Annotated in this window: 4 protein-coding genes; all 4 read right to left on the reverse strand. The window is 68.8% G+C overall.

Annotated features, from left to right (window positions below; all coding sequences use genetic code 11):
* On the reverse strand, positions 1-1,154 hold a 1,154-nt coding region (locus ACE3UY_RS06100), incomplete at its 3' end, for a phosphoglucomutase, alpha-D-glucose phosphate-specific (protein WP_374686660.1).
* Positions 1,155-1,648: 494 nt separating this feature from the next.
* The gene (locus tag ACE3UY_RS06105) at positions 1,649-2,908 is read right to left on the reverse strand and encodes an SdrD B-like domain-containing protein (RefSeq protein ID WP_374686661.1); all 1,260 of its coding nucleotides are present in this window, start codon (positions 2,906-2,908) and stop codon (positions 1,649-1,651) included.
* 39 nt (positions 2,909-2,947) lie between these two features.
* Positions 2,948-4,018 carry a LysM peptidoglycan-binding domain-containing protein gene (locus ACE3UY_RS06110; RefSeq protein WP_374686662.1) on the reverse strand — a complete coding sequence of 357 codons (1,071 nt, stop codon included), beginning with the start codon at positions 4,016-4,018 and terminating at the stop codon, positions 2,948-2,950.
* A gap of 16 nt (positions 4,019-4,034) precedes the next feature.
* Positions 4,035-5,981, reverse strand: a complete 1,947-nt coding sequence (locus ACE3UY_RS06115; RefSeq protein ID WP_374686663.1) for a glycosyltransferase family 39 protein — start codon at positions 5,979-5,981, stop codon at positions 4,035-4,037.
* Between the last annotated feature and the right edge of the window lie 122 nt (positions 5,982-6,103).

Raw genomic sequence — 6,103 nt, forward strand, 5'->3', positions numbered from 1 at the left:
CCGCTCAGCAGCCCATCGACGAAGTACTTGAAGCCGACCGGCACCTCGGCCAGCCGCCGGCCGAGATGGGCCGTCACGCGGTCGATCATCGAGCTGGAGACGAGGGTCTTGCCCACGGCCGCGTCGGCGCGCCACGCCGGCCGGTTCTGGAACAGGTACCAGATGGCGACCGCCAGGTAGTGGTTGGGGTTCATCAGCCCGGCGCTGCGGGTGACGATGCCGTGCCGGTCGTAATCCGGGTCGTTGCCGAAGGCGATGTCGAAGTCGTCCTTTAGCCGGATGAGGCTGGCCATGGCGTGGGGGGAGGAGCAGTCCATGCGAATCTTGCCGTCGTGGTCGATGGTCATAAAGCCGAAGGTCGGATCGACGTAGGGATTGACCACCTCCAGCCGCAGGCCGTAGCGCTCGGCGATAGGCTCCCAGTAGTGCACGCCCGCGCCGCCCATCGGATCGACGCCGATGTGCAGCCCGGCGGCGGCGATGGCCTCCATGTCGATCACCTGGCCCAGGCTGGCTACGTAGGGGGTGACGTAGTCGTACTCCTCGACCGACCCGCCAGCCATGGCTCGGCGCAACGACAGCCGCTTGACGCCTGTCAGCCCGTCGCGCAGGAGTTCGTTAGCCCGATCCTGGATGACCTTGGTCGTGGCGGTGTCGGCCGGGCCGCCTTCGGGTGGATTGTACTTGAAGCCGCCATCCGTCGGCGGGTTGTGCGAAGGAGTGATGACCACGCCATCGGCCAGATCGGCCGTCCGGCCGCGGTTCCAGGTCAGGATGGCGTGGCTGATGACCGGCGTCGGCGTGTAGTCCAACCCCTTCTGGATGACCAGCCGGACGCCATTGGCGGCGAACACCTCGATGGCCGAGGCCAGCGCCGGCTCCGACAGGGCATGCGTGTCCATGCCGGCGTAGAGCGGGCCGGTGATGTTGCGCGCCGCGCGGTACTCACAGATGGCCTGGCAGATGGCGAGGATGTGGTCTTCGTTGAAGCTGGCGGCGGTTGACGTGCCGCGGTGGCCCGACGTGCCGAAGGCGACGCGCTGGAGCGGCTCGGATGGATCGGGGTGGACGGTGTAATAGGACGAGATGAGGCGCGGGACGTTGATCAGTGCTTCTTGGGGGGCCGGTTGGCCGGCCAGTTTGTGCAATGCCATGTGTTCCCCTCCATCGATCTAGAAGCTGACTCTCTTAAGTATAAACGCTTTTGTTCAACTATACTGGGTTCTGGATTGTCAGTAAGCTTGAGCGGAGTATAGCATTATTCCCGGAAGGCTATCACTGAGATGACTGGAATGATGCAAATGTACGACCCTCCTCATCCAGGATAAATTCTTAAAGAGCTATGCCTGGAGCTGCTCGATAGCTTTCGACACGTCCGTGGAAAGCTGGCTCCATCAGCAAGCGCAGTATGATTTGTGGACGGCCAGGCAGCGCCAGCGGGAATTCAAAGTGGAAAAGCTTTTCCCGACCCAGTAGGGGCGCACCTGCGTGTGCGCCCTGAGCAGACACTGCGTGTGCGCCCTGAGCAGACACTGCGCGTGCGCCCTGAGCAGACACTGCGCGTGCGCCCTGAGCAGACACTGCGCGTGCGCCCTGGGCAGACACGCAGGTCTGCCCCTACCGTCTTGGCACAGCCTGGCAGGCTGTGCTACCGCCGCAGTAGCATAAACAACAGCGCCCCCAACAGGGCGATGCCGATCAGCACCGCCCCCAGCCCCAGGAAGATGAGCCAGTTTGGCCCGCCATTGGCCGGCTCGACAATAGTGCCGGGCGCGGCGAGGGTGGGCGTGGCGGCGGTGGTTGTCGTAGGTGATGCCTGGGCCATAGCCGTAGCCCGGGGCCGGCTGCCGAACTCCAGCCCGATATTCTGCCCCTCACCCAGGTTCACCGTGGCGTTTGATTGCGTCGTCGTCTCCAGCGTCGCCGGTAAGCTCTGGGCGATCTGGTACTCGCCGGGTAGCAGGTTCTCGAAGCAGGTGGGCGTCTCCGCGCCGGTCGAGACCGCCTGGCCGATGATGGTCGCGCCCTGGGCCACGGTCAGCGTCACTCCGGTGACGTACCCCTCATCGGCGTCGCGCTGCCCGTTGCCGTTGTTGTCCAGGAAGGCGTTGACGCAGATGGACGAGCGCCCGGCCGGCATCGCGGGTGGCGGCGTGTCTGTGGCCGAGCCTTCGGCCGGCGCAGGGGTGAAGGTTGCCGTGGCGACCGCAGCGGTCGGCGGCGCAGCCGTCGGTGGGGCGGCCGTGGGCGGCGTCTGGGCCACCAGTTGTGCGGCGTCGTACCAGGTGTCGAGGAATTGGCGGCACTGGTTGACGCCGCTCACGCCCCAGTTCGCCGCGGTGAACACCGTGAGCTGGTTGCCCGTGGCCGTGGCCTCGACGGTGAACGTCTGCCAGCTGTCGTGGGGCGAACCGGCCGCGCCCCAGACAATGTCGGCGTCGTTCCACGCCCCACTGCCGTTGGGGTCGATGCCGGCGCGCATATTGATTTGCAGTTGCGTCTCCGACGGCGAAGGGGAATCGGCGCTACTGCCCCGCCCGCGGCCGGTGAACGAGAAGCGGTAGGTCACCCCCGGCGTGGCCGGCACGGTCTGGTAGACGCCGCCGGCCCAGGTATCCCAGTTGTTGCCGATGTACTGCGACGCCGCGCCCTCGCGCACGAAACCGGAGGCCGTCTCCACGCCCCACTTTGGCTGGTAGTGGTAGGCGATCAGGCACTCCTCGTCCTCTTTGGGCGTCAGCATGTGCCACGTCTGCCAGCCCTGGGCCGCGCCGCCGTTGAAGGGCTGCTCGAAGCCGGGGTTTTGCAGCAGATTGGTCTGGCGGGCGGGAGCGGCCTGGCTGCGGCCGGCCCACACGGTCAGCAAGGCGAACAGGATGAGCAGGGAAAGGAGGATTCTCTTCTTCATAGCGTCAGTGATCCGCGGCCCATCCGGTTTAGCCGGGTTCTACTCCAGATCGTCGATGTCGCGGAAGCGGTGCTCCCTGTCAACCGCGTCCGGCTTCGGGCTGGTGGTGGGGCCTCGCTGCCTGAAAAGCAAGAGTAGCACAGCCCCTAGCAAGAGCAAGCCGCCGATGAAGAGGACGGCGACGCCGGCGATGCGCCAGCCGAGGGCAGGAGCAGAGGGGCTGGGGAGCGGGGGAGCGGGGGGGAGGGTAGCGGCGGCTGTGGTTTGCAGTTGGGCGACGGGGGTTGACGGCGCGACGGTCGCGGTGACGAGGCCGGCTCCGGAGGGGAGCGTGGCCCCCACAAAGCTGCCGAACGACTGGAAAAGTTCGTTGCCGCTGGTCAGATTCAGCGCCCAGTCGCCGGGGGTCGTCAGCGTCTCGCCGGGAGCGATAGAGCGGGTAACGCGGTACTCGCCCGGCGGCAGTCCGCCCAGGCACTTCGGCTCCGACACACCATCGGTGATGTAGTTGGCAACGACGGCCTGAGTGTTGTAGACGGTGAAGGCCACGCCCGGCCGCAGCGGCTCGTCGGCGTCCTGCTGACCGTCCTGGTCGCGGTCGTTGTAGGCCGACAGGCAGATGGCCGCCTCCAGGCGAGGCTCCGTCGGGCGCGGCGTGGGCGGCGGGGGCGTGATGGTCGGCGTGCCCTCCTCGGGCGACGCGGCCACGGGCGGCGTCACCCGCGCGATGAGGATGACGTCGCCCGGGTTGATGATGGCCGACTCAGACAGGCCGTTGAGCGCCAGCAGTTCTGGCAGCGTCAGGCCGGCGCGCGCGGCGATGATCCACAGCGACTCGCCCGGCTGGACGACGACGGTGATCGCGCCCGTCTCGTCTGGCGTGGGCGAAACCCAGGTCGGCGGTGGGAAGCTCGTTGTCGCCTCGGCCGTCGCCAGGAACGGCGATGTGGCGGAAGCCGTCGCCGCAAACGGCGGGGTGCTCGTCGCCGTTGGTTGGGCGGTTTCCTGGAGCAGAGGGATGGCGAAAGCCGGCGGCGGGAAAATCCCGGCCGCCCCCAGCAACAGCGCCCCCACCAGCGCCAGGAGAATGAACCACGTTGTGCGTGACATACGACGCCCCCGCCCGCTACCCTTCCGGCCTGATGACGACCTTGTCATCGACCGCCTGGCCGCGGGCATCGACCACGGGCAAGCGCTCGCCCGTGTCGGGCCAGTATAACCCAATTTCCACCTGATCGCGCATGGGGTCGAACGGCCGCGTCAGCCGCAGGGAGTACTGCCGGCCCACCGCCAGGCCTGGCTGCCACCCGCCGGCCGGCCACAGCCCATCGGCCGGCGGCCCATCGTGCTGGGCCAACAACCCGTCCGGGCCGGTCACATGGATGAACACCTGCGGCAGCGGTTCGTCAGGCGAGCGCTCGGCCGCGGCCTCCCACAGCAGTTCAACCGAGAGCGTGTCGGGCGCGAGCAGCCTCGCGGCGGCGCGGAGGGCGAACTGGCCGGCGAAGTCGGCCGATGCCGCCATTGCGGGGGAGCCGGGCGCGATCTCGTAGCGGGTGTAGAGCGAGTACGGCTCCGGCTCCAGATCGCCGCGGGCCAACGGCCCCGGCTCGATGATGACCCGCGCCGGTGCGCTGACGGCCGTCGGCAAGAAGTCCAACGCGCCATAGGGCCAGGCGTAGACGACGGTGGGGCCGTCCAACGCGCCCGGCAGGCCGGCAGCCGGATCGAAGGGCGTTGTCGCCCGGTCGTTGAGCAGGAAGGGGATGGACGGCCACCCCTCCGGAAAGCGCCGGTCGAGGTAGACGGTCGCGCCGGCCGGCGCCGCGCGGGCCGAGCGGGCTAACTCGGCCGCCGCCGCTTCCCAGACAAAGGCCGTGTCGGGCTGTTGGGCGTAGCGGACGTAGTCGCGGACGGTCAGCCCCAGGCTGCCGGCCAGCAACAGGACGACCGCCGCCCGCCGCGGGGCAGCCGGCAACCGCCCCCACTCCCATAGCAGGGCCAGCCCGATGGCCGGGAAGAAGATGGCCCCGGGCAAAATGCCGGCGGCGCGCAGGAAGTGGGGCGCGTCCTCGGCCAGGATGGTCGGGCCGAGCATGACCAGTTGCCACAGCAGCAGGAAGGCCGCCGCCGGCCGCCGCCACCGCCAGACGCACCAGCCCAACCCGATCAGGAAGGGAACGGCCATGAAGAGGTCGAAGGCGGGCCGGCCGATGGGGTTGTCGGCCTTCAGGACGGCGTCGTAGCTGAGCAGGGCGTTGTGACGCAAGATAGCGTCGCCGCGCCACAGATAGAGGCCCAGGGCGCGGCCAACGTTGTCCAGCAGCGCGCCGAGCGGGTTGCCGCCGCTGACGGCCGGGCTGAGGATGGACACCTGACCGGCGCGGCCCAGGATGAGCGCCGGGTCGCGCAATAGCAGGATGCCCAACGGGGCCGCCGCCAGCGCCGCCCCGGCGGCGAACCACAGGACGCGCCCCCCGTCCCACAGCCGCGCCCGCCGGCCGGTGGCGATGAGATAGATGGCGAAGAGCAGGAGCAGCAACGGCGTGAAGCGCGCGGCCAGATAGGTGTAGAAGCTGAGGCCATAGACCAGCCCGGCGGCCAGCCACAGCGCCGCCCGCCGCGCCACGCGCCCTTCACGGTAGGCGCGTGTGCCCAGCCCGAAGGCCAGCGCCAGCGCCGGGGCCAGCAGCCCGACGCGCAGGCCGATGCGCCCGAGATGCACTGGCCAGAAGGTGATGGCCCACAGCGCGGCGGCCAACAGCCCGGCGGCGCGGCCAAACCACGCCCGGCCGAGCAGCCACACCGGCAACGTTGCCAGCGCGCCAATGAGCGCCGCCGGCAGGCGCAGGGCCAGCGTCGTTGGCCCCAGTAGGGCGACGGACAGGGCGACGAGGTAGATGTAAATCGGCTCGCGGCCGTTGTTGGCGGGGAAAAAGAGGGCGTGCTCGCCGCGCAAGACGCCAAGCGCGTCCAGGCCGTTGTACGCCTCGTCGCGGTAGGGGCCGGGCGGCCAGACGCCCAGCCGGTAGAAGCGCAGCCCGGCGGCCAGGCCGATGACCAGAATCAACAAAGCCCACCCCCAACGGGATGGGCCGGATGAGCGAGTGAAGAGCGACTTCCTCAAGGTTGCCAAAGCAAGCGCAGTATAGCAAAATAGCCTCTAGCGTCAACCTTCGCCCAGGGGCCTGTCCG

This window comes from Promineifilum sp. (SeqCode) (assembly GCF_041918635.1).
In the GTDB taxonomy this organism is placed as follows: Bacteria; Chloroflexota; Anaerolineae; order Promineifilales; family Promineifilaceae; genus Promineifilum.

Bases quoted from the DNA above. Each gene is read 5' to 3' on its own strand.
- ACE3UY_RS06105 (WP_374686661.1), bottom strand. From the start codon at position 2,908: ATGAAGAAGAGAATCCTCCTTTCCCTGCTCATCCTGTTCGCCTTGCTG.
- ACE3UY_RS06110 (WP_374686662.1), bottom strand. From the start codon at position 4,018: ATGTCACGCACAACGTGGTTCATTCTCCTGGCGCTGGTGGGGGCGCTG.